We start from the raw sequence: 22,198 nt of genomic DNA, 5'->3' as shown, positions 1-22,198 counted from the left end.
CCGGACCTCGGGGCCCGCCGCGCGAGGCCCGCGGCTCAGGCCAGCTGCTCGTAGGCCGAGAGCGTGAGGAAGTCCTCGTAGCTGTCGCCGCGCAGCGTCATGTTGCGCACGAGCTCGGCGGCGGGGACGAAGAACTTCTCGAACTGCTCCGCGTCGCCGATGTCGCCGCGCAGCTTCTCGAGCTCATCGTCGAGGAGGCCGGAGACGTAGTCCTCGGTGATCTGCGCCCCGGTGTCGGCGGTGACGACGCCGTTGTGGATCTGCTGCCAGATCTGCGACCGGGAGATCTCGGCGGTCGCCGCGTCCTCCATGAGGTTGTGGATCGCCACGGCGCCGTTGCCCGAGAGCCAGATCGCCGTGTAGTAGATCGCCACGTAGAGATTGGTGCGCACACCCTCCTCGGTGACGTCCCCGCTGACGGAGGACAGGTCGATGAGGTCGGACGCGGAGACCGAGACGTCGTCGCGGAGTCGGTCGACCTGGTTGGGCTTGTCACCGAGCACCTTGTCGAACTCCTCGCGGCAGATGTCGACGAGGTCGGGGTGGGCGACCCACGAGCCGTCGAACCCGTCGCCGGCCTCCCTGGCCTTGTCCTCGTGGACCTTGGCGAAGGCGCGCTCGGTGATCTCGGGTTCACGGCGGTTGGGGATGAAGGCGGCCATTCCGCCCATCGCGAAGGCGCCGCGCTTGTGGCAGGTCGACACGAGCAGCTCGGTGTAGGCGCGCATGAACGGCTGGTTCATCGACACATCGGCGCGGTCGGGGAGCACGAACTGCGTTCCCGAGCTGCGGAAATACTTGATGATGGAGAACAGGTAGTCCCAGCGGCCGGCGTTGAGTCCCGAGGCGTGGTCGCGCAGCTCGTAGAGGATCTCGTCCATCTGGAACGCGGCGGGGATGGTCTCAATGAGGACGGTCGCGCGCACGATGCCGTGCGGCAGTCCGAGCTTCTCCTCGGCGAAGGTGAAGATGTCGTTCCACAGGCGTGCCTCGAGGTGGGACTCGAGCTTGGGCAGGTAGTAGAACGGCCCCAGGCCCTTCTCATGGCCGAGGGCCGCATTGTGGAAGAAGTGGAGGCCGAAGTCGACGAGCGCGCCGACGGCGGGCTCACCGTCGATGAGGATGTGCTTCTCGGGCAGGTGCCATCCGCGGGGGCGGACGACGACGACCGGGGCGGTCGAGTAGTCGCTGACCGAGTACTCCTTGCCCTCGGGGGAGGTGAACTCGAGCTGTCCGCGCAGCGCGTCGTAGAGGTTCTTCTGCCCGTCGACGAGGTTGCGCCACGTCGGCGAGAGTGCGTCCTCGAGGCATGCCAGCCACACCTTCGCCCCGGAGTTGAGCGCGTTGATGGCCATCTTCGCCGGCGACGGGGGGCCGGTGATCTCGACTCGGCGGTCGGTCAGGGCGGCAGGCGCCTCGGCGACCTTCCAGTCACCGGAGCGGATCTCCGCGGTCTCGGGGAGGAAGTCGAGGGTGCCCGACTCCGACGCAGCCTTCTGCGCGTCCTTGCGCGCTGCGAGCAGATCGTTGCGCGTGGGCGCGAACTTCCGGTGGAGCTCTTCGACGAAGGCCAGCGCCTCGGCGGTGAGGATGGTCTGAGAGCCAGCCACCTCGTAGGGCTGGTTGATTTCGATGCTCATGAGCTGTTTGTCCTTTCCTAACGAAAAAACTCCTGAGAAGTGTTCATCCACCATGAGTATCCATGATGCGGAAGAGCATTTCCAAATTTCGAGTGACTTTACAGGCTCTGCTTCGCGCCCGCTCGACTCGGGGGTCGGGGTGTGAGCGGGCGCCGGCCGATTTGACTTCTCCGGAGGCCGCGATCACACTCGTAGCAAGAGAATGGAAAACTTCTTCCGGGATGTGAAAGTCCTGTCGCTGCCGCGCAGCGACTGCCGGCCACTCACCGAGCGGAAGACGGGCAGATCCCCACGAGGAGGTCAGAGTGGACCTGAACGACTTCAACCGGCTCCCGGCCGACGAGGCGCACGAGGTGCTGCGCCCATGCCTGGACGTCGATCGGTGGATCGACGGCGTCGTCGCCGCACGGCCGTACGACGATGTCGAGTCTATCCTCGAATCGTCCCGGCGCAGCGCCAATCCGCTCCACGAGGACGAGATCGCCCGCGCGCTGTCCCACCACCCCCGCATCGGCGAGAAGGCCAAGGGCGACTCCGCCGAGGCGGCCCTGTCCTCCCGTGAGCAGGCGGGCCTCGGTGCCATCGACGGAAGCGTCGCCGAGCGGCTCGCCCGCGGCAACGCCGCCTACGAGGAGCGCTTCGACCGGGTCTTCCTCATCCGCGCCGCCGGTCGCGACCCGGAGGAGATCCTCGCCGAGCTCGAACGCCGCATGGACAACTCCGAGGAGGCCGAGCTCGCCGAGGTCGGCGAGCAGCTCCACCAGATCGCCGAGACCCGACTGACAGGAATCTTCGCATGAGCTACATCACCGCCCACGCCCTCGACTCGACCGCCGGAACTCCCGCCCGCGATCTCGCCGTCACGCTCTACTCGGGCTCCGAGGAGATCGTCAGCGCCCGCACCGATGAGAACGGCCGCGTCGTCGAGTTCGGCCCCGACCACCTCGAGCCCGGCGACTACCGGATCGTCTTCGCCACCGGCGAGTACTTCGAGTCCCGCGGCCAGGACCACTTCCATCCCCAGGTGACGATCGACTTCACGGTCAAGGCGGGCGAGGCCCACTACCACATCCCGCTGCTGCTCAGCCCGTTCGCGTACAGCACCTACCGGGGCAACTGAGCCGCCGACGGCCGGGCCGGCACGTGCGCCGGCCCGTCTCGCAGTCATTCGAGGGGAAGCAGGCCCCCTTGCAGGAGTCACATCCTCAACAAACCGCCGATGTTCGCCGAAAGCCGTGAGGCTTGCGACAACCTCGCAGATCAAATGGTCGGTGCAGGACGACTGTCCGTCGACGAAGACGGCATCCTGCGCCAAGAGAACAGGAGCAAGAAGATGAGCAAGGTGAAACTGACGACCAACCAGTACGGCAAGGCGGAGAACCGTCTCATGCGGGTCTACCGGGACTCGGACCGTCACGAGATCCGCGACCTCAACGTCACCTCGCAGCTGTGGGGCGATTTCGAGACCGCGCACACCGAGGGCAACAACGAGCACGTCGTGCCCACCGACACCCAGAAGAACACGATCTTCGCCAAGGCGAAGGAAGTCGGCGTGACCTCCCCCGAGCAGTTCCTGCTCACGCTGGCCGACCACTACACCTCGAACTTCGACTGGGTCACCGGCGGCCGGTGGGCGGCCGAGGAGTTCGGATGGGACCGCATCAACGACCACGCTCACTCGTTCTACAGGTCCGCGCCCGAGGTCCGCACCGCGGTGCTCACCCGTGACGGCGACAAGGACGTCCTCATCTCCGGGTTCAAGGACCTCACGGTCCTCAAGACCACCGAGTCCGGCTTCGTCGGGTACCCGAAGGACAAGTACACGACCCTGCCCGAGACCGAGGACCGCATCCTCGCGACCGACATCGCCACCCGCTGGCTCTACAACACCACCGACCTCGACTTCGAGGGCGTGTACCGCAAGGTCAAGGAGATCATCCTCGACTCGTTCACCGACCACTACTCCCACGCCCTGCAGCACACGCTGTACCAGATGGGGGAGAAGGTCATCGACCAGGTCGACGAGATCGACGAGATCCGCTTCTCCTGCCCCAACAAGCACCACTTCCTCTACGACATCGAGCGCTTCGGGCTGGAGAACCCCAACGAAGTGTTCATCGTCGCCGATCGCCCGTATGGTTTGATCGAAGCAACCTTCACCCGCGACGGTGTCGAGGAATCAAAGGAAGCCTGGGCTTCGGTCGCCGGTTTCTGCTGATCTGAACTGTCCACGGGTCCACGGGAACACCTCCCGTGGACCCGACTTGCATGAGAGGGAACACCATGACAGCACTGTCATCCCAGCCAGGAGCCCAGACTGGCGCAGGAACCACCTCGGCGATCCCGAGGGACGTCGTCGACGAAGAGGTCGACGAATGGCTCGAGTCCTGGGAGGGGCTCGTCAACGAGCGCGGCACCCTGCGCGCGAGCGAGATCATGGAGGCGCTGCGGCGCCGGGCCTCGACCCACTCGGTGTCGCAGCCGAAGGTCACGACCACCGACTACGTCAACACGATCCCGGCCGATCAGGAACCCGAGTACCCCGGCGACGAGCGCATCGAGCGCAAGTACCGCAAGTGGCTGCGGTGGAACGCGGCGATGCTCGTCCACCGTGCACAGCGCCCGGAGATCTCCGTCGGCGGCCACATCTCGACCTATGCGGGTGCGGCGACCCTCTACGAGATCGGCTTCAACAACTTCTTCCGCGGCCAGGACCACCCCGGCGGCGGCGACCAGGTGTTCTTCCAGGGCCATGCCTCACCGGGCATGTACTCGCGCGCCTTCCTCGAGGGCCGGCTGACCGCCGAGCAGCTCGACGGATTCCGGCAGGAGGCCTCGAAGGCCCCGAACGGGCTGAGCTCCTACCCGCACCCGAGGCTGATGCCCGAGTTCTGGCAGTTCCCGACCGTGTCGATGGGCCTGGGCCCGATCAACGCGATCTACCAGGCGCAGATGAACCGCTACCTCCACAACCGGGGGATCAAGGACACCGCGGATCAGCGCGTGTGGGCCTTCCTCGGCGACGGCGAGATGGACGAGCCGGAGTCGCGCGGTGCGCTCCAGCTGGCCGCCAACGAGGGACTCGACAACCTCACCTTCGTCGTCAACTGCAACCTCCAGCGCCTCGACGGACCGGTGCGGGGCAACGGCAAGATCGTCCAGGAGCTCGAAGCCGTGTTCACCGGCGCCGGGTGGAACGTCATCAAGGTGCTGTGGGGACGCGAATGGGATTCGCTGCTCGCCGCCGACCGCACGGGTGAGCTCGTGCGGATCATGAACGAGACCCTCGACGGTGACTACCAGACCTTCAAGGCGGAGTCCGGCGGGTTCATCCGCGACAACTTCTTCGGCCGCTCCCCGGTGACGAAGAGCCTCGTCGAGAACCTGTCCGACGACGACATCTGGAATCTCAAGCGCGGCGGGCACGACTACCACAAGGTCTATGCCGCCTACCAGCACGCGGTGAACACCCAGGGCAAGCCGACCGTCGTCCTCGTCCAGACCGTCAAGGGCTACGGGCTCGGCACGTCCTTCGAGTCGCGCAACGCGACGCACCAGATGAAGAAGTTCACCGCCGCGGACATCAAGGTCTTCCGCGACCGGATGGACATCCCGATCTCCGACAAGGTCATCGACTCCGATCCCTACGCGGTTCCCTACTACCACCCGGGATTCGAGTCCGAAGAGATCCAGTACATGCTCGAGAAGCGCAGGCAGCTGGGCGGATTCCTGCCCAACCGCAAGCCCGAGCGGTCATCGGCCACCCTGCCCGCGGTCAGCGACAAGGCGTTCGCGCAGACGAAGAAGGGCTCGGGCCAGCAGCAGGCCGCCACGACGATGGCCTTCGTCCGTCTGCTCAAGGACCTGATGCGGGAGAAGGGCGTCGGTCAGCGGATCGTGCCGATCATCCCCGACGAGGCGCGCACCTTCGGCATCGACGCGTTCTTCCCGACCGCGAAGATCTACAACCCCAACGGCCAGAACTACCTCGCCGTCGACAGGGAGCTGTTCCTCTCCTACAAGGAGGCCGCCACCGGTCAGCTGCTCCACGTGGGCATCAACGAGGCCGGAGCCGCCGCCGGATTCACCGCCGCGGGGACGTCGTACTCGACGCACGGCGAGCCGATGATCCCGATCTACGTCTTCTACTCGATGTTCGGGTTCCAGCGCACGGGCGACGCCTTCTGGGCCGCGGCCGATCAGATGACGCGCGGGTTCATCATCGGCGCCACCGCCGGACGCACCACCCTGACCGGCGAGGGTCTCCAGCATGCCGACGGGCATTCGCCGGTGCTCGCCGCGACCAACCCGGCCATGCGCATCTACGACCCGGCCTTCGGCTACGAGATCGGCCACATCATGCGCGACGGTCTGCACCGCATGTACGGCGAGCACGACCTCGGCGACGATGCCCGCAACGTCATGTACTACATCACCGTGTACAACGAGCCGATGCTCCAGCCGCCCGAGCCGGAGAACGTCGACGTCGACGGCATCCTCCGCGGCATCCACCGGGTCGCCGAGGCGACTCTGGGCAGCGGGCCGAAGGCGCAGCTGCTCGCGTCCGGAGTCGCCGTGCCGTGGGCTCTCGAGGCCCGGGCGCTGCTCGCGCAGGAGTGGGGAATCGACGCCGCCGTGTGGTCGGTGACCTCGTGGGCCGAACTGCGCCGTGACGCGCTGGCCTGCGAAGAGGAGAAGCTGACGAACTTCGAGGCCGAGCCGCGGGTGCCCTACGTCACCCAGCGACTGGGCGCCGAACCCGGGCCGATCGTCGCGACCTCGGACTTCGAGTCGACGCAGCCCGACCTGCTCCGGCCGTTCCTCAAGCAGGACTTCGCGACCCTCGGTGCCGACGGATTCGGATTCTCCGACACCCGTGCCGCCGCTCGTCGTCACTTCAAGATCGACGCGCACTCCATGGTGGTCCGCACCCTGCAGCTGCTCGCCGACCGTGGGGAGATCGAGCGCTGGGTGCCCGTCGAGGCGGCCAAGCGCTACCGTCTCAACGACGTCAACGCCGGCACCTCGGGTGCCGCCGGAGGCGATTCCTGAGACGCTGAGCGGCCGGCTGGCACGGCGCTCAGCTGCCGGCTGACATGACAGAGGCCGGCTCACCACGACATCCTCGTGGGGAGCCGGCCTCTGTCGTCACCGGGCGCGGGAGCCGGGGTCGTGCGGAACCGCTGCCGGGAAGTGGAGACACGCGGGTTTGATGCTGCGGTCGTGCGGAACCGCTGCCGAGAAGTGGAGACGCGCGGCACTTCTCCGTCGCAATCGCACTTCTTGGCAGCGGCAGCGGCGGCGCGGGCTGACCGCCCGGCCCAGGCGTGCCCGCAGATCCTACGCGGCGCCGCCGTTCATCTCGCGCGAGATCTGCTCGGCCGCCGAGCGCAGCAGCGGGATCGCGCGGTCGGCGAAGGCCTGGTCGACCCGGCTGATCGGTCCCGAGACCGAGATCGCCAGCGGAGCGGGGGCATCGGGAATCGACATCGCGAAGCAGCGCACGCCCAGCTCCTGCTCCTGTTCGTCGATCGAGTACCCGCGCTCGCGGATCCGCTCGAGCTCGGCCTCGAGGTCCTCGATCGTGCCGATGCTGTGCTCGGTCGGCGTCGGCATCCCGGCCGTCGCGACGATGCTGCGCACCTGCTCGGGCTCGAGCTCGGCGAGGATCGCCTTGCCGACTCCCGTGTCATGCATGTGGGTGCGGCGCCCGACCTCGGTGAACATCCGCATCTGCCGCTGCGAGGCGACCTGATCGACATAGACGACCATGTCACCGTCGAGGGTCGCGACATTCGCGCTCTCACCGAGCTCCTGCACGAGGTTGCGCAGGTAGGGGCGGGCGATCGCGCCGAGCTGCTGGCCGGCGAGATTGCCCAGCCGGACGAGGCCCGGCCCCAGGGCGTACCCGCGGTTGGGCAGCTGCCGGACCACGCCGAGGTTGACGAGCGTGTTGAGGAGGCGGTGGATCGTGGGGAGGGGGAGGTTGACCTCGGCGGCGATATGGCTGAGCGTCGCGCTGCCCGAGGAGTTGGCGATGCAGTCGAGGAGTCCGAAGGCGCGTTCCACGGACTGGACGCCGCCCTTGGTCTGGCGGATCGCCGGGGCTACCGTTGGTCTGGTGGTCATCCGAGTTCCTCTTCCTCTGTCAGTGAGATCTGGAGCCGCTCAGCGCTGAGTCGGCTGGGAAAGCCTGGGTCGCGCTCGGCGCGGTCTGCTGGTCCTCTGACGGCAGCGGTCCGGCGAGCGGAGCGTACCGGCAAGTCTACTCGCAATAATGGAAGAAAGTTTCCACTGAGCGCCTTCTCGCTTGGATTTTCCACTATACAGAAGGTAATATCCATCATACGGAAAAGATTCATCAGAGAGGATATCTTCCATGGCTGCTCCAAGTCCCGGCTACTCAATCACTCTTCGGGTGGACACCGCGGTCGGTCAGGCGTCGTCGTCCGACCTCGTCGCCACCGTCGCCGCCACCGGTGCCGTGGTCACCGCACTCGACGTCGTTGAATCGACTCCCAAGACCGTCGTCATCGACGTCAGTGCCGACACCCGCGATGTCGCCCATGCCGAAGAGGTCTCCTCGGAGCTGGCCAAGCTCGACGGCGTCGACGTCCAGAAGGTCTCCGACCGCACGTTCCTCCTCCACATCGGCGGCAAGCTCGAATCCACCCCCAAGGTTCCGCTGCGCAATCGCGACGACCTCTCCCGTGCCTACACCCCCGGTGTCGCCCGCGTGTGCAAGGCGATCGCGGAGAACAAGGCCGATGCCCGTCGTCTGACCATCAAGCGCAACACCGTCGCGGTCGTCACCGACGGCACCGCGGTTCTCGGCCTCGGCGACATCGGGCCCGAGGCTGCCATGCCCGTGATGGAGGGCAAGGCCGTCCTGTTCAAGCAGTTCGCCGGAGTCGATGCCTGGCCCGTCGCGCTCGACACCAAGGACACCGAGGAGATCATCGCCATCTGCAAGGCGATCGCCCCGGCCTACGGCGGCATCAACCTCGAGGACATCTCCGCTCCCCGCTGCTTCGAGATCGAGCGCCGCCTGCGCGACGAGCTCGACATCCCCGTCTTCCACGACGATCAGCACGGCACCGGCATCGTCACCCTCGCCGCCCTGAAGAACGCGCTCAAGGTCGTCGGCAAGAAGATCGAGGACGTGCGGATCGTCGTCTCCGGCGTCGGCGCCGCGGGCAACGCCATCATCCAGCTCCTCCAGGTCGCCGGTGCGAAGAACATCATCGCCTGCGGTCGCGATGGAGCCATCGGACCGAACTCGACGGTCAACACCGAGCAGAAGAAGTGGCTGCAGGACAACACCAACCCCGAAGGCTTCGAGGGCTCCCTCAAGGAGGCCATGGTCGGTGCCGACGTGTTCGTCGGAGTCTCCGCTCCCAACGTCCTCGACGGTGACGACATCAAGGCGATGAACAAGGACGCCCTCGTCTTCGCGATGGCCAACCCCGATCCCGAGGTCGACCCCGCCGAGGCGCTCAAGTACGCCGCCGTCGTCGCCACCGGACGCAGCGACTATCCGAACCAGATCAACAACGTCCTCGCGTTCCCGGGCATCTTCCGCGGTCTCCTCGACGCCGAGGCCACGGACATCAACGACGACATCATGGTCGCCGCCGCGGACGCGATCGCCTCCTGCATCCCGGAGGAGGAGCTCCATCCCGGGTATGTCGTCCCGTCCGTCTTCGACCCCGAAGTCGCCACGAAGGTCGCAGCGGCAGTCAAAGCCGTCTCCACCTCCTGAGCGACCGGCCGGCCTCCTGCGGGAGGCCGGCCGTCTTTTCCGTCCCCGACTCGCCGCGGCGAACGGGAGTTCCGACGGGGGCTCAGGGTCCTCGCCGAGGCGATCGGCAGTCCTGACGGGAGCTCAGGTCCCCTCGCCGAGGCGAACGGCAGTCCCCGGCCCAAGCTCAGGATCCTCGCCGAGGCGGCGCCCGGGTTCCCGCGCCGCCGAGCCCGGCGACTCGAGCCGGCCGTCGCCGAGCCACGGCCGCCCCTGTGCTCCCGTGACCGCGGTCTCCCGCCGTGCGGGGGACCGCGTCACGCCGCGGCGGGGAATGGGAGACAATGGGTCGAACCGACCGCGAATCAATGGCGAGCCGTCCAGTCCGTGCAACGAAAGAGAATGTGAAAGTGAATCAGTCAGCGCTCAACGAAATCGATGCTCTCCTCGCAGACACGGATGAGCTGTTGAGCACCCGATACCCAGGCGACCGAGACGTCCGCCAGCCCGTGCACACCGTGTACGTCCCGGCGCACCTCTCGAGCCCGACCCTGCCGCGCGAGTGGGGCGAGCAGGCGCTGACCTTCGTCGACGACAACGGCGGAATGGTGCAGCTGGCCGAGAGGGTCATCGTCGCGGCCCGCAAGGAGTCCGGTGCTCCGGCGAACCAGGCGCTGATGAGCCTCCACCAGGTCGCCCGGGAGGCGGAGCTGCTGGCCAACGCCGTCACCGAGAAGCTGCGGACCGAGCCGATCGAGGACCTGCGCCTGGATTTCGAGGACGGGTTCGGGCATCAGGGCGACGAGGCCGAGGACACCTGGGCCCCCGAGGCCGGACGGATCGCCGTCGCCGCACTCGCCGAACCCACCGCTCCCGCCTTCATCGGCATCCGATTCAAGTGCCTCGAGGCGGACACCCGGGCGCGCGGGCTGCGCACCCTCGACCTGTTCCTCTCCTCGGTCATCGAGGCCCACGGCTCCCTGCCGGCACAGCTCGTGCTCACGCTGCCGAAGGTGAGCACGGTCGACCAGGTCACCGCCATGGTCATCGCCTGCCGCGCCCTCGAATCCGAGCACGGCCTGCCCGCCGGATCGATCACCTTCGAGGTCCAGGTCGAGACCCCGCAGCTCATCCTCGGCGCCGACGGGACCGTGCCGGTCGCCTCCGCGCTCCATGCCGGGGACGGGCGGATCACCTCCCTGCACTACGGCACCTACGACTACTCGGCCTCGCTCGGAGTGGCCGCCGCCTACCAGGCGATGGACCACCCGGTCGCCGACTTCGCGAAGAACCAGATGATGCTGGCCGTCGCAGGCACCGGGGTCCACCTCTCGGACGGGTCGACGAACATCCTCCCGCTCGGGGAGCCCGAGGACATCCAGCGCGCCTGGAGCCTCCATGCCGGTCTCGTCCGCCGGCACCTCAAGCAGGGCATCTACCAGGGCTGGGATCTGCATCCCCACCAGCTGCCGACCCGGTTCCTCGCCACCTTCCGCTTCTACCGGGAAGGTCTCGAGGCCGCGGCGAAGCGCCTGCGCAATTACGTGCACAAGGAGGACTCCTCTGTCCTCGACGAGCCGGCCACCGCCAAGGCCCTCGCCCGGTACCTGACCCGCGGACTGTCCTGCGGCGCCCACGCCGAGGACGAGGTGTGCGAACGCACGAACGTCCCGGTCGAGGTCCTCATGAACCTCGCCCGCACCGGCAAGCCCGAGTGACACCGGCGGGGCCGCTCGCCCCGCCGACCGCGCTCACCACACGGCCCGCTCACCACGCGGCCCGCTGACCGTACGGCCCGCTGACCGCACGGGCCGTACCTCGCCGAGGTCCCGCCTCGGCGAGGGAAGACCACAGAGAGACGAAGCACGAAGTCGATTCGAAGGAGAAGATGATCACATGACACTGACGACCGATCCCTACACCTACTGGGCTCCCACCGGCGGGCACCCGCCGCAGTCGGACCTGCTCACGGACCGCGCGATCGTCACCGAGGCCTACACCGTGATCCCGCGCGGTGTGCTGCGCGACATCGTCACCTCGGTGCTGCCCGAGTGGACGGACACCCGCTCCTGGGTGCTCAGCAAGCCGGTCGCCGGGGGAGCGGTGACGTTCTCGCAGACGATCCTCGAAGTCGCCCCCGGCGGCGGTGCCGAGAAGCCCGAACCGCAGCCCGAGGTCGAGGGATTCATCTTCCTCATGGCCGGCGAGGTCGACATCACGCATGAGGGTCAGACCCACCACCTCACCCCCGGCGGGTTCGCGTTCCTCCCCGCCGGCTCCGAGTGGAGCCTCAAGTCGACCGGCGACGAGGCGGCCCGCTTCCATTGGGTGCGCAAGCGCTACCAGCCCGTCGAGGGCCTGGTGCCCGAGGCCGCCTTCGGCAACGAGGCCGATGTCGAGCCCTCGCCGATGCCCGGCACCGATGGTCGCTGGCGCACGACGCGGCCGCTCGATCCGGCGAACGTCGCCTATGACATGCACGTCAACATCGTCACCTTCGAGGCCGGCGCCGTGATCCCGTTCGCGGAGACCCATGAGATGGAGCACGGCCTCTACGTGCTCGAGGGCAAGGCCGTCTACCGTCTCAACGGCGACTGGGTCGAGGTGCAGGAGGGTGACTTCATCTCGATGCGCGCCTTCTGCCCGCAGGCCTGCTACGCCGGGGGACCCGGACGCTTCCGCTACCTGCTCTACAAGGACGTCAATCGCCAGGTCGAGCTCTGAGTCTCCCCCGGTGAACTCGGTCGCGGTCTGAGCGCCGACCGCTGAACCTGGATGGGTTCGGGCCGGCGCCGGTCACTCGATGGGTTCGGGCCGGCGACGGTCGCTGAACCCGGCCGGCTCGGGCCGAACCCGCTCGGGTTCGGTCCGGATCCGAGCCGATCGGCGGACGGAGAAGTGCCCAGGTGCTGGTTCATCCAGCGCCTGGGCACTTCTCGTCGGCGGAACCCTCCCGGCCGGCCCGCAGTGTCGGGCCGGTCCGGCTCAGATGAGCTGCAGGGTGCGGGCCGTGTACTCGGAGAGCTCCTTGAGCAGGGTCTCGTCCTCGGCGAGGCTGTGGCCGTGCGAGGGGATCATGTCCTTGAGCGCCGGCGTCCAGGTCTCGTACTGGCGCGGGAAGCAGGACTTGAGCAGGTTGAGCATGATCGACACCGCCGTCGAGGCGCCCGGGGAGGCGCCGAGCAGAGCCGCGATCGATCCGTCGGCCGAGGACACGAGCTCGGTGCCGAAGCCGAGGACTCCGCCCTTCTTCGGGTCCTTCTTCATCACCTGGACGCGCTGGCCGGCGTGGATGAGCTCCCAGTCGCGCGGCTCGACGTTCGGGATGAACTCGTTCATGGCGGCGAACCGGGCGGACTTCGTCGCCGTCAGCTCGCCGAGCAGGTACGTGACGAGGTCGACGTTGTCCTTGGCGACGTTGAGCATCGTCGGCAGATTGTTGCCGCGGACCGAGAACGGGAGGTCCGTAAAGCGTCCGCGCTTGAGGAACTTCGGGGAGAAGCCGGCGTAGGGGCCGAACAGGAGGTACTTCTTCCCGTCGACGACGCGGGTGTCGAGGTGCGGCACCGACATCGCGGGGGCCCCGAACGAGGCCTGTCCGTAGACCTTGGCGTGGTGCGCCTCGACGAGCTCCGGGTTCGAGGTCCGCAGGAACATGCCGGAGACGGGGAAGCCTCCGTAGCCGCGCCCTTCGGGGATGCCGGACTTCTGGAGCAGGGGCAGAGCGCCGCCGCCGGCGCCGACGAAGACGAACTTGGCGTTGACCTTATGCGTCTCCCGCGAGAGCAGGTCCTTGACGGTGACCAGCCAGCCGTCGGACGACCGTTCGAGGTCGGTGACCTGATGGCCGGTGCGGATGGCGGCGCCCTTGTCGGCGACGTAGCTGAGCAGCTGGCGCGAGAGTGAGCCGAAGTCGACGTCGGTGCCGATCTGCGTGCGGGAGATGCCGTTGACCTGACCGGGGCCGCGGCCCTCGAACATCAGGGGCAGCCACTCGGCCTGGGTGGCGGGATCGTCGGTGAACTCCATCTCGGCGAAGAGGGGATTGCGGACCATCTGCTCGCGACGGTTCCTGATGTAGTCGCGACCCTTCTGGCCCCGGCCGTAGCTGATGTGGGGGACGGGGTTGATGAAGCTCTTCGGGTCGGTGAGGACGCCGTTGTCGATGAGATGCGACCAATACTGGCGGGAGTGGTGGAACTGCTCGTTGATCTCGGAGGCCTTCTTGAGATCGATGTGGCCGTTCTCGTCCTCAGGGGTGTAGTTGAGCTCGCACAGGGCAGCGTGGCCGGTGCCCGCGTTGTTCCAGGGGTCGGAGCTCTCCTTCGCCACGTAGTCGAGCTTCTCGTAGACCCGGATCTCCCAATCCGGCTGAAGTTCGGTCAGCATGGCCCCCAAAGTGGAGCTCATGATGCCGCTGCCGATCAAGACAACGTCGACCTTTTCCTGCGCTGAGGGCATTTCGACTCTCATTCCTCGTCACTGACTTGAAGTTCTGTCTCAAACATTACTCTTCGGCAACAGCGAACCCGAACCCGGGCGGCCTCCTCCGCATCCCCGGAGACCATTATCACAGGAGAGCCGAGTCGGGGCGCGTGCGCGGAGTGGAGTGGCTCACGGTGGGAGTTCGCCGCCACAATGGCTAGTATTGGTCAAACAGCCAATAGCAGGTGTCGACAGGAGAACGGCGTGGCAATCACCCTCTTTCACAATGGTCAGGTCTTCCTCGGTGAGCAGGAGGGCGAGGCGGACCGCTCCCGCCCCGACCGCTCCCGCCCCGGTCATGCCCGCCCCGACCGTGAACCGGCCTTCGCCGAGGCGCTCGTCGTCGATGCCGGCACGATCCTCTTCGTCGGCACCGCGACCGAGGCCAGCACCGCCGCCGAGGAGAGAGCCGCCGAGACGGGAACCGCCGTCACCGAGGTCGACCTGGAGGGCCGGCTCGTGCTGCCCGGGTTCGTCGACGGCCACGCTCACATCCTCGGCACCGGCGAGGCGCTGGCCCGGGTCCCGCTCACCGACGCCGGCGACCTCGACGAGATCCGGTCCCGCCTCGTCGCCGCTCGCGAGGCCGACCCGCAGGCGCCGCGCATCCTCGGCCGCGGCTGGCTCTTCGACGCCGTGCCGGGCAATGCGCCGACCGCGGCGATGATCGACGAGGTCATCCCCGACATCCCGGTCTACCTCGACGCCAACGACTACCACTCCTGCTGGGTCAACTCGGCCGCGCTGGCGGAGATGGGCATCGACCGCGAGACCCCCGACCCGGTCGGCGGTGAGATCGAACGCGATGCGAACGGCGATGCCACCGGCATGCTCTACGAGACCGCGGCCGGCGAGTTCGCCTGGAACCACCTCGACGAGGTCAGCGACGAGGCCTCCGAGGACGACGCCCTGGAGCGGGTCTTCACCGCCTACCTCGAGGCCGGAGTGACCACCGCCGTCGACATGGGCCTCGGCGAGGTCGACCTCGCCGCCTTCGCTCGCGCCCGTGAGCGCCACGGCGGTGAGCTGCCGATGAACGTCATCGCTCACTGGCGGGTCAACAACACCGGCGATCGCAGCCGCAACCTCGCGCAGGTCGACCGGGCGATCGACCTGGCCCGGGCCGGGATGCCGTCGGGGCTGCGGGTCGCGGGCATCAAGTGCATCATCGACGGGACGATCGACGCATGCACCGCGACGATGAGCGAGCCGTTTACGAACGGACGCAACGCGGACCCGATCTGGCCCCTGGCCGACCTCGAGCCCGTCGTCGTCGCCGCCGATGCCGCGGACCTCCAGATCGCCCTCCACGCGATCGGCGACGAGGCGATCGACATCGCCATCCGCGCCCTCGAGTCGGCGGTGCGCGTCAACGGGGAGAAGCCCCGGCGACACCGCATCGAGCACCTCGAGTACGCGGCACCGGGAACCGCCGAGCGCCTCGCCGCCCTGGGGATCACCGCATCGATGCAGCCGGTGCACACGGATGCCGCGATCCGCGACAACTGGACCGAGCTGGTCGGTCCCGAGCGCGCCCGGCGCGGCTTCGCCTGGCCCGAGTACGAGGACGCCGGCGCCCTCCTCGCGTTCTCCACCGACACCCCGACCGCCCCGCACGAGGCCCTGCCCAACCTCTACATCGCCACCACCCGGAAGTCCGCACTGGACCCGAGCCTCGCGGCGAACGAACCCGAGCTCGCCGTCGGCCTCACCGCCGCGATCCTCCATGCGACCCGGGACGCGGCGATCGCCTCGGGAGAGGGAGAACGTCGAGGGGCTCTGCGCCCCGGCTTCGCCGCCGACCTCACGGTCCTCGACGCCGATCCCTTCGTCCTCGGGCTCGATTCGCTGCGGGAGGGCACCGTGCGGATGACGATGGTCGCCGGACAGGTCGTGCACCGGCACTGAGGCCTGTGTCACGATGGTCCCATGTCAACTCGATTCTCGCTCCGTTCCGCCCTGGGCGATTTCCCCGCCTATGTCCCCGGCAAGCCGCCCGCGGGCGCGCCGGGGCTGACCCCGTTCAAGCTCTCCTCGAACGAGCACCACCTGCCGCCGCTGCCCGGGATCCTCGACGTCATCGCCGCGGCCGGAGAGGTCCCGGCCAGCTATCCCGATCCGAAGGCCACCGGTCTCGTCGGCGACATCGCCGCCTACGCGGAGGTCGACACCGCCGAGGTGGTGCCCGGCGCTGGTGCCTCCGAGGTGCTCTCGGCGCTGACGAACATCACTCTCGAGGCGGGCACCTCGGTCGTCTACCCCTGGCCCTCGTTCGAGATGTACCCGATCCTCGCCTCGGCACGGGGCGCCGAGAAGCGCGCCGTTCCGCTGCTGGCCGACGGCCGCCACGACTTCCCGGGGATGGCCGCGCAGATCGACGACACCACGCGGCTGGTCCTCCTCTGCTCCCCGAACAACCCGACCGGACCGTCGATCCGGCGGGAGGAGTTCGAGGGCTTCATGGCCGAGGTCCCCCCGAACGTCCTCGTCGGCCTCGACGAGGCGTACTGGGAGTTCTCCACCGACGCCGAGGCGGTCGCCGGGGTCGAGGCCTACCGCACGCACCCGAACCTCGTCGTCGTCCGCACGTTCTCCAAGGCGCACGGACTGGCCGGACTGCGGGTGGGCTACGGGATCGCCGATCCCGAGGTCGCCGCGGCCCTGCGCCAGGTCGTCGCGCCCTTCGGTGTCACCGCCGGAGCGCAGGCGGCGGCCCGGGAGTCACTGGCCCGGGTCGACGAGGTGCTCGTGCGGGCCAAGGAGATCGCCGCGGTCCGCGACCGGTTCGCCGAGGATCTGCGGCGCCTCGGCTGCCACGTCCCCGACGCCCAGGGCAACTACGTGTGGATCGCGCTCGACGACGCCGACGCGGTCGCGTTCGAGGACGCATGCGCCTCCCGGGCCGTCGCGATCCGGCGGCTCCAGGGCGGGGTGCGGGTCAGCATCGGCCCCGATGAGGCGCTCGACCGCGTCACGGCGGTGGCCGCCGAGCTGCTCGGGTCCGGCGAGACGGCCGATGACTCGGGCCGTGCCGCGGCGGCCGAGCCCGGTGACTCGGGTCGTCCCGCGGCGGCCGAGCCCGCAGACGCCGACTGATGGGCCCGGACACCGCCACTGGCGCCGACGGCCCGCACCCGGGCTGTTCCAGGGCCCACGCTGCCGTCCGCACCGACTCGGACACGCCCGACCTCGGTGAGCTCGCGGCACGGCTGAGCGCCGGGGCGCTCGTCACCGATCCGGAGGTCGTCGCCTCCCACTCCTTCGACAAGGCGCTGTTCTGTCCCGTCGGCACTGCTCGGGGTCTGGTCCGGGCCCGTACGGTCGACGATGTCGTCGCGACGATGCGCTTCGCCTCGGCGCACCGCCTCCCCGTGGTCACCCAGGGGGCGCGGACCGGGCTGTCGGGAGCGGCGAACGCCGTCGACGGCTGCCTGCTCCTCGACGTCGCGAGGATGGACGAGATCCTCGCGATCGACCCTCTCGAGCAGACCTGCCGGGTGCAGCCGGGAGTGATCAACCAGGACCTCAAGAACGCCCTCGCCGAGCACGGGCTGGCCTACCCGCCCGATCCGGGGTCGGTCGCGATCTCGACCATCGGCGGGAACGTCGCCACCAACGCCGGCGGCATGTGCTGCGTGAAGTACGGCGTGACCAAGGACTACGTGCGCGGGATGACCGTCGTGCTCGCCGACGGCACGGTCACGACACTGGGACGCTCGACGGCGAAGGGCGTGGCCGGACTCGACCTGGCCGCGCTCTTCGTCGGTTCGGAGGGGACCCTGGGCGTCATCGTCGAGATCACCCTGGCTCTGCGGGCGGCGATGCCCCCGGCCCTGACCGCCGTCGGCCTCTTCCCCGACACCGCATCGGCGGGAACCGCGGTGGCCGAGTACATGGCCTCGGGCGCCGGACCCTCGATGCTCGAGCTCCTCGACGGCCGCACCATCCGCGCGATCAACGCCTACGGCAACTTCGGGCTGCCCGCTGCCGCGGGAGCGCTCCTCCTCGTCCAGTCGAACGCCCCGGGGCAGTCGGCGGTGGCCGAGCTCGAGGCCTTCCAGGAGATCGCCGAACGCAACGGCGGACTCGAGGTCCACTTCTCCGATGACCCGGCCGACAGCGAACTGCTCGTCGCGGCCCGCCGCGCCGTGTCCCCGGCGCTCGAGCGGCAGGCGCACCTCGTCGGCGGGGGCGAGCTCATCGACGACATCTGCATCCCGCGCTCCCGACTCGGCGAGTTCTTCTCCCGACTCGAGGCGATCGAGGCCGCCCGAGGTGTCGAGATCTTCACCGCGGGGCATGCCGGGGACGGGAACATGCATCCAACGGTGATCTTCGACGCCCGCGACGAGGAGAGCACCGCCGCGGCGCAGGCCGCGTTCGCCGAGATCATGCAGCTGGGCCTCGACCTCGGCGGGACGATCACGGGCGAGCACGGTGTCGGGTACCTCAAACGCGACTGGCTCGACCGTGAGCTCGACGCCGGGGCGGCGCTCCTGCATCGGCGCATCCGGGAGGCCCTCGACCCGCTGGGGATCCTCAACCCCGGGAAGGTGTTCACCTGAGCCGCCGCGTCGGCACGGTCACGCGGTCAGCCGGCGAGCGATGCCGGCGATGTCCGCCGGACCGGTCCGGCAGCAGCCGCCGATGAGCAGCGCTCCCAGCCGAGCCCAGTCCTCGATCGGGAACGTCGTGGTCCCTCCGCCGGGATCGGCGGCGGCGCCGTCGGCGCTCTCCGCGACGTCGCCGCCGGCACCGCCCCCGGCACCCGTGCCGGGATCGTCCGGAGCCTCCTCACCGAGGTGGACCGGGCTGCGCCCGGAATCCTCCGGGGTTCGCCACTCCATGGTCCGCGCATCGTAGACCTCGCCCGAGTTCGGGTAGGCGATGAGCGGGAGGGCGGTCGCGCCGGCCAGCGCTCGCAGGGCCGGGGCGACGAGGGAGGGCGAGACGCAGTTGACCCCGACCGCGCGGATCGACTCGTGCGCGGACACCACCTCGGCGAGGGCGGTCAGGGGAGAGCCGTCGGCAAGGTGCTCGCCGTCGGCCAGCGTCACGCTCAGCCACGCGGGGGCGGAGTGCTCGTCGGCGAGGGTGCAGAGGGCCTCGATCTCGGTGAGGTGCGGCTGGGTCTCGATCGCGAGCAGATCCGCGCCCGCGTCGACGAGGGCCGCGATCCGGGGCCGGTGGAACTCGGCGAACTCAGCGGGCGTGAGCGAGTAGTCGCCGGTGTACTCGGCACCGTCGCCGAGGGCCGCTCCATACGGGCCGACCGATCCCGCGACGAGGACCTCGGCGGCACCGGGGTTCGCACCCGCGTCGGCGGCGGCGCGGGTGCGGGAGTGCGTCGCGGAGTCCGTGTCGGCCCGTGCCGCGCGGGCCACCTCGACGCTGCGGGCGATGAGCGTCCGGCCCTCGTCCGGGGACAGACCCAGGGACGCGAAGCCGAGCGGCGTCGCCTGATAGCTGGCCGTGGTGATGATCCGCGCGCCGGCTCTGATGTAGTCGCGGTGCACCTCGGCGATGGCCTCGGGGTCGTCGCGGAGCAGTCCGGCCGACCACAGCTCGTGATCGAGGTCGATGCCACGTGACTCGAGTGCCGTGCCGAGTGCTCCGTCGATGACGATGGGGTCGCCCGAGCTCAGGGAGCGGTCGAGCAGGTGGGTGAGGGTTTCAGACATCGGTGTCCTCCGCAGCGGTGGTCGGTCGATCGGCGGAATCGCGCCCTCATCGGGTCCTGCACCCGTCTGGGTCCTGCACGGGGTCCTGCACGGGGTCCTGCCCTCGCGGGAGCCTGCGCCCGCGGGGATCCTGCGCCCGGGGTCCTGCACCCATCTGGGTCCTGCACCCGTCGGGGCGCTGCGCGTGATTCAGCGGCGATTCCGGTCCCAGTTAAGCTTGTCCGGTGACCCGAATCGAATCCTCTGCACCATCTGAGACGAGCGCGCCGACGTCGGCGAGCTCCGCGCCGGCGGCGTCGATGACTACGCCGGCGATGACGCCCACATCGTCGAGCTCCGCGCCTGCACCTCACGACGCCTCCTCCGCGGAGGCTGCGTCCCCGGCCCCGTCCGCGCTGCCCGTCAACGATCGCGCGCGGTTCGGATTCGAGATCGGCACCCGGCTCGAGTCGGGCGGGCGCACCGGCGTCATCCACACCCCGCACGGGGACATCCGCACGCCTGCGTTCATCCCGGTCGGCACCAAGGCCACCGTCAAGGCGGTGCGTCCCGACGAGGTGGCCGAACTCGGCGGGCAGGCCGTGCTCGCCAACGCCTACCACCTCTACCTGCAGCCGGGTTCGGACCTCATCGACGAGGCCGGCGGGCTCGGCGCCTTCATGAACTGGCCGGGCCCGACGTTCACGGATTCCGGCGGGTTCCAGGTGATGAGCCTCGGCGCGGGGTTCAAGAAGGTCATCTCGATGGAGTCGACGGGGGAGCAGAACGACGACCTCGTCGCCGCGGGCAAGGACCGGCTGTCCCGCGTCGATGACGACGGGGTGACGTTCAAATCGCATCTCGACGGCACGATGCACCGGTTCACTCCGGAGGTGTCGATGCGGGTGCAGCATGAGCTCGGCGCGGACATCATGTTCGCCTTCGATGAGCTCACCACCCTCGTCAACACCCGCGGCTATCAGGAGACGTCGCTCGAGCGGACCCGGCTGTGGGCGATCCGCTGCATCGAGGAGCACCAGCGCCTGACCGCCGAGCGCACGCACCGGCCCTATCAGGCGCTCTTCGGCGTGCTCCAGGGCGCGCAGTACGAGGATCTGCGGCGCAAGGCGGCCCGCGACCTCGGTGCGATGGATTTCGACGGGTTCGGGATCGGCGGGGCGCTGGAGAAGGAGAACCTCGGCACGATCATCACGTGGGTGTGCGAGGAGCTGCCGGAGGACAAGCCGCGCCATCTGCTCGGCATCTCCGAGCCCGACGACCTGTTCGAGGCGATCAGAACGGGTGCCGACACCTTCGACTGCGTCTCGCCCTCGCGGGTCGCGCGCAACGCGGCGATCTATACCCGCGACGGCCGCTTCAATCTCACCGGAGCAAAATACCGTCGCGACTTCGGGCCCCTTGACCCCGAGTGCCGCTGCTACACCTGCTCGAACTACTCCAGGGCGTATCTGCGGCACCTCTACAAGGCGAAGGAGATGCTGTTCTCGACGCTGTGCACGATCCACAACGAGGCGTTCATCGTCGGACTCGTCGACGAGATCCGGCAGTCGATCGAGGACGGACGATTCGCGGAGTTCGAGGCGGAGGTCCTCGGGCGCTACTACGCGAAGAGGATCTGAACGTCGCTTCACATTCGATGCAGTCGTTCGGATTCAAACCTGAACGACTGCACCGATTGTGAAACGGACATCCGCGGCCGGCCTCAGATGTGAATCGAACGGTGGGCGCCCTGCATCAGGGGTGAAGCAGAACCGGCGCCGACCGTGATTCCCGGTGCGGCCTGCCTCTGACGAGTGCGGCCGGCTTTCGGCGAGATTGGGCCACGAGCGAGTCACATCACTTCTGATGCTGTACATCTGTTCCGGAACAGATGTACAGCATCAGAAGCGATGGGCCCTTTCGGCTAGGCCGAGGGCTGTGGCTCGTAGCTCGGTTCGTGCCGCTTGACCACGGTGATGACGCGGTACGTGACCGGCAGCAGGATGATCTCGACGGCGACCTTGTAGACGAATCCGACGATGACGTAGTTGACGAAGCTCATTCCCGGGATGACCCCGGCGAACGCGATCGTGCAGAAGATGAGCGTGTCGGCGAACTCACCGACGCCCGTCGAGGTGAGCAAGCGGACCCAGAGCTTCTGCTCGCCCATGCGCTTCTTCACCGCGACGAGGACGTAGGAGTTGAGCAGCTGGCCGACGACGTACCCGACCAGCGAGGCCGCGACGATGCGCGGGTAGAAGCCGAGCACGGCGGCGAAGGCCTCCTGGTTCTCGTACCCCGGACCCGGAGGTGAGATGAGGACGAGCCAGAACACAAGTGTCGCGAGGATCTGCAGGGCGAAACCGGTGATGACGGCCTTGCGCGCGGCCTTGAAGCCGTAGACCTCGCTGATGACGTCGCCGAGGATGTAGGCGATCGGGAAGAGGAAGGCGCCGCCGTCGGTGACGATCGGTCCGAAGCCGATGACCTTGGTGGCGGAGATGTTGGAGATGATGAGCACCGCGGCGAACACGGCGAGGATGATCGCGTAGTAGCGGCCACGCGAGGAGGCGAAGGCGGCGAGGCGGTGCCCCGCGGTCTCGGTCTCGGGAAGATGGGCGGAAGCGCCGAAGCTGTCGGTCTCGGGGAGGGCGCGGGGGCTGTCGCTCTCG

At 68.5% G+C, this 22,198-nt stretch carries 16 protein-coding genes; 11 read left to right on the top strand and 5 right to left on the bottom strand.

Annotation, left to right across the window (positions count from 1 at the left end; genetic code table 11):
- Positions 1-35 precede the first annotated feature (35 nt).
- Complete coding sequence (gene aceB / locus DFO65_RS13850; protein WP_113905024.1) at positions 36-1,640, bottom strand: malate synthase A; 1,605 nt, start codon at positions 1,638-1,640, stop codon at positions 36-38.
- Positions 1,641-1,945: 305 nt separating this feature from the next.
- On the opposite strand from aceB, the gene uraD reads away from it, so the two are divergent.
- From uraD to aceE, 4 genes are all read left to right on the top strand, one after another.
- The gene (uraD, locus tag DFO65_RS13845) at positions 1,946-2,440 is read left to right on the top strand and encodes a 2-oxo-4-hydroxy-4-carboxy-5-ureidoimidazoline decarboxylase (protein WP_113905023.1); all 495 of its coding nucleotides are present in this window, start codon (positions 1,946-1,948) and stop codon (positions 2,438-2,440) included.
- Positions 2,437-2,760: a hydroxyisourate hydrolase gene (gene uraH, locus DFO65_RS13840; RefSeq protein WP_113905022.1), complete on the top strand. Its 324-nt coding sequence runs from the start codon at positions 2,437-2,439 to the stop codon at positions 2,758-2,760. Before uraD ends, uraH begins: the two co-directional genes overlap by 4 nt.
- Before the next feature lie 213 nt (positions 2,761-2,973).
- Positions 2,974-3,858, top strand: a complete 885-nt coding sequence (gene pucL, locus DFO65_RS13835; RefSeq protein WP_113905049.1) for a factor-independent urate hydroxylase — start codon at positions 2,974-2,976, stop codon at positions 3,856-3,858.
- Positions 3,859-3,923: 65 nt separating this feature from the next.
- Complete coding sequence (gene aceE / locus DFO65_RS13830; RefSeq protein WP_113905021.1) at positions 3,924-6,692, top strand: pyruvate dehydrogenase (acetyl-transferring), homodimeric type; 2,769 nt, start codon at positions 3,924-3,926, stop codon at positions 6,690-6,692.
- A gap of 288 nt (positions 6,693-6,980) precedes the next feature.
- On the opposite strand, the gene DFO65_RS13825 is transcribed toward aceE, so the two are convergent.
- Entirely contained in the window at positions 6,981-7,769 is a 789-nt protein-coding gene (locus DFO65_RS13825) for an IclR family transcriptional regulator (RefSeq protein ID WP_113905020.1), read from the bottom strand.
- Between the two features lie 250 nt (positions 7,770-8,019).
- Here DFO65_RS13825 and DFO65_RS13820 point away from each other — a divergent pair, with 250 nt between their 5' ends.
- The 3 genes from DFO65_RS13820 (at position 8,020) to DFO65_RS13810 (ending at position 12,105) form a co-directional block, all read left to right on the top strand.
- Complete coding sequence (locus tag DFO65_RS13820) at positions 8,020-9,402, top strand: NAD-dependent malic enzyme (protein WP_113905019.1); 1,383 nt, start codon at positions 8,020-8,022, stop codon at positions 9,400-9,402.
- Between the two features lie 347 nt (positions 9,403-9,749).
- Positions 9,750-11,099, top strand: a complete 1,350-nt coding sequence (locus tag DFO65_RS13815) for a DUF6986 family protein (protein WP_113905018.1) — start codon at positions 9,750-9,752, stop codon at positions 11,097-11,099.
- A gap of 178 nt (positions 11,100-11,277) precedes the next feature.
- Positions 11,278-12,105: a bifunctional allantoicase/(S)-ureidoglycine aminohydrolase gene (locus DFO65_RS13810; RefSeq protein ID WP_113905017.1), complete on the top strand. Its 828-nt coding sequence runs from the start codon at positions 11,278-11,280 to the stop codon at positions 12,103-12,105.
- A 261-nt stretch (positions 12,106-12,366) separates the two neighbouring features.
- On the opposite strand, the gene DFO65_RS13805 is transcribed toward DFO65_RS13810, so the two are convergent.
- Complete coding sequence (locus tag DFO65_RS13805; protein ID WP_113905016.1) at positions 12,367-13,842, bottom strand: malate:quinone oxidoreductase; 1,476 nt, start codon at positions 13,840-13,842, stop codon at positions 12,367-12,369.
- A gap of 228 nt (positions 13,843-14,070) precedes the next feature.
- Between DFO65_RS13805 and DFO65_RS13800 the strand changes: the two genes are divergently transcribed.
- Genes DFO65_RS13800 through DFO65_RS13790 form a run of 3 tightly spaced genes read left to right on the top strand, consistent with a single transcriptional unit; the run spans position 14,071 to position 18,431 of the window.
- A complete protein-coding gene (locus tag DFO65_RS13800) occupies positions 14,071-15,774 on the top strand; it encodes an amidohydrolase (protein WP_245940779.1) in 1,704 nt (567 codons plus the stop codon).
- Positions 15,775-15,795: 21 nt separating this feature from the next.
- Positions 15,796-16,962, top strand: coding sequence for an aminotransferase class I/II-fold pyridoxal phosphate-dependent enzyme (locus DFO65_RS13795; protein WP_113905014.1), 1,167 nt, complete (start codon positions 15,796-15,798; stop codon positions 16,960-16,962).
- Positions 16,962-18,431, top strand: a complete 1,470-nt coding sequence (locus DFO65_RS13790; RefSeq protein WP_113905013.1) for an FAD-binding oxidoreductase — start codon at positions 16,962-16,964, stop codon at positions 18,429-18,431. The genes DFO65_RS13795 and DFO65_RS13790 overlap by 1 nt, the downstream gene beginning before the upstream one ends.
- Positions 18,432-18,449: 18 nt before the next feature.
- Here DFO65_RS13790 and mmuM read toward each other — a convergent pair whose 3' ends face one another.
- Positions 18,450-19,547, bottom strand: coding sequence for a homocysteine S-methyltransferase (mmuM, locus tag DFO65_RS13785; protein WP_113905012.1), 1,098 nt, complete (start codon positions 19,545-19,547; stop codon positions 18,450-18,452).
- A gap of 314 nt (positions 19,548-19,861) precedes the next feature.
- Here mmuM and tgt point away from each other — a divergent pair, with 314 nt between their 5' ends.
- Entirely contained in the window at positions 19,862-21,166 is a 1,305-nt protein-coding gene (gene tgt / locus DFO65_RS13780; protein WP_220151299.1) for a tRNA guanosine(34) transglycosylase Tgt, read from the top strand.
- 284 nt (positions 21,167-21,450) lie between these two features.
- Here the strand turns inward: tgt and DFO65_RS13775 are convergent, their stop codons facing one another.
- Positions 21,451-22,071: a queuosine precursor transporter gene (locus tag DFO65_RS13775; protein WP_113905047.1), complete on the bottom strand. Its 621-nt coding sequence runs from the start codon at positions 22,069-22,071 to the stop codon at positions 21,451-21,453.
- Between the last annotated feature and the right edge of the window lie 127 nt (positions 22,072-22,198).

Origin of the sequence: Brevibacterium sanguinis, from assembly GCF_003315415.1 — a bacterium.
GTDB lineage: Bacteria > Actinomycetota > Actinomycetes > Actinomycetales > Brevibacteriaceae > Brevibacterium > Brevibacterium celere_A.
This window is presented reverse-complemented; position numbering and strand designations above follow the sequence as displayed.